The organism is Kitasatospora sp. NPDC048722 (assembly GCF_040650235.1).
Taxonomy (GTDB): Bacteria; Actinomycetota; Actinomycetes; order Streptomycetales; family Streptomycetaceae; genus Kitasatospora.
Genome location: NZ_JBEZGX010000190.1, coordinates 1 through 1,120, shown reverse-complemented (window position 1 = coordinate 1,120; position 1,120 = coordinate 1). Strand labels below are relative to the sequence as shown.

Genomic DNA, 1,120 nt, shown 5'->3' with positions numbered 1-1,120 from the left:
CATGCGGCGGGCGGTGAAGCGGTCGGCGAGGACGCCGCCGAAGAGCACCAGGCCGGCGAACGGGCCCACCAGGAAGGCCATCGAGTAGCCGGCGGTGTCCAGGCCGTAGCCGCCGCTGAGCAGACCGGCCGACACCGCGACCGGCAGCATCGCCCAGCTGAGCAGGCCCGCGCTGCGGGCGGTGAAGTAGTAGCGGAAGTTGCGGGACCAGATCGCCGGCTCCCCGGACACCTGCTCCCCTGCCGACGGGGCCTTCGAGGGCGCCGCCGCGGTGTGGTCTGCCAACTGATCTGTCATGGCGTGTCGTTGCTCCAGCTGTCGGTCGTGGTGTTCAGGGTCGGGTGACGGGCGGCGGGTCGAGCTCCCCGACGGTGACCGGTTCCAGGCCGCGGTCGAGCAGGCCCTCGACGATCGACGGGAGGGCCTGGACGGTCTGGCCGCGGTCGCCGGCGCCCTCGTGCATCAGCACCACCGAGCCCGGTCCGGCGGACCCGAGGACGGTGGCGGCGATGCGCTCCGGCCCGGGTCTGGACCAGTCGCGGGAGTCGACGTCCCACAGCGTGAGGGCGGTCGGGTGCTCGTCGAGGGCGGCGAGGCCTTCGGGGCTCAGCGCGCCGTAGGGCGGGCGGAACCGGGTGGGGGCCGTGCCGGTGACCCGGGCCACCGCCTCCGTGGTGCGGTCGAGCTGCTCGCGCAGCTGGTCCGGCGTCAGGTCCGGCAGGTACGGGTGGGACCAGGAGTGGTTGCCGACCTCGTGGCCGGCCGCGGCGATCCGCCGGACCTCGTCGGGCAGGGCCGTGACGTGGTGGCCGACGCAGAAGAACGTCGCCCGCACCCCGTAGCGGTCCAGGATCTCCAGCACCCGCCGGGTGTGCACCGGGTCGGGACCGTCGTCGAAGGTGAGCGCGACCCGCGGGACGTCCCGGCGGCCGTGCTCGAAGCAGCGCCCGGCGGCCGTCATCGCCGTACGGATCGGCTCGGTGCGCCGCACGACCTCGTGGTACTCCTCGGCGCGGCCGGTCAGACTGCCGCCCTCGGCGGTCACCCGCGCCAGCGTGCCGGGGGCGCTCCTGGCCTGCTCCGCCAGGCGGGCGGCCGGGACCGAGCCGAATCGCGGCCG

1 protein-coding gene and 1 pseudogene are annotated in these 1,120 nt (G+C 75.2%); both read right to left on the bottom strand.

The genetic code is table 11. The features are described from left to right. Positions 1-297, bottom strand: a pseudogene (locus AB0C76_RS41480) (MFS transporter); the annotation flags it as partial. 34 nt (positions 298-331) lie between these two features. Further along, the coding region (locus AB0C76_RS41475) for a polysaccharide deacetylase family protein (protein ID WP_359976004.1) at positions 332-1,120 on the bottom strand (789 nt) is incomplete at its 5' end.